Consider the following 741-nt stretch of genomic DNA (forward strand, 5'->3'; position numbering starts at 1 on the left):
AAAGATAAAAACAAGAATAAAAATAAAGAAAATAATATTTGAAAAAACGAAATTACTTTAATAAAAGTAATTTTATTTTTAATAAATCTAGGAATTGTTTTTTTATTTTCAAAATAATTCATTTATTAATTTAACTCCTTTACTTTTTATATTTTTTCTTATTCTCTTGTTGTTTAATTCTATTAGAACAACAAATTTCTAACATATTTTTCTCCCTTTACTTTACATTTAATTACTTTTACTAATTTATTCGTTTTCATTTGTCTTACTAATATTTTTAATATTTTCTGTTTTATTTTGATTTTTATTTAAGTTTTTAAAAGCTGCTTTTATCTCTTGAATTTCATTATCATAAGTTTTTAATAACTCAGGGTGACAATTTTTATAACTTAATTTAATATGTTTCCTAACTAAATCAAAATCAAGTATCTCAACTTCAATTTCATCACCAACATCAAAAAAATCTTTAATATCTTTAACAAAGTAATCTGAAACTTCACTAATATGGATTAAACCATCAGCTCTTTCTGCTCTACAAAAAGCACCATAGGGAGTGATATTTGTTATTTTTACAATAACTTTATTTCCTTTTTCATACATAAACAAAATATATCTCCTTTTCTAAATTAAATTTTGATAAGTTGATATTTGATACAATTTATCTTTCTCTATTTGCTTCTTTTAATTTTAGTTCCATTTCTAAAATTTCTTTTTTTAAGCGTAAATTTTCATTTTCAAGGG

At 20.2% G+C, this 741-nt stretch carries 1 protein-coding gene; it reads right to left on the reverse strand.

The window, feature by feature from the left end; all coding sequences use genetic code 4:
* Positions 1-246: 246 nt before the first annotated feature.
* Positions 247-600, reverse strand: coding sequence for a S1 RNA-binding domain-containing protein (locus TS70_RS06720; RefSeq protein ID WP_198049807.1), 354 nt, complete (start codon positions 598-600; stop codon positions 247-249).
* Positions 601-741: the final 141 nt, after the last annotated feature.

It is taken from the genome of Spiroplasma sp. hyd1 (assembly GCF_016082235.1).
Lineage (GTDB): Bacteria > Bacillota_I > Bacilli_A > Mycoplasmatales > Mycoplasmataceae > Spiroplasma > Spiroplasma poulsonii.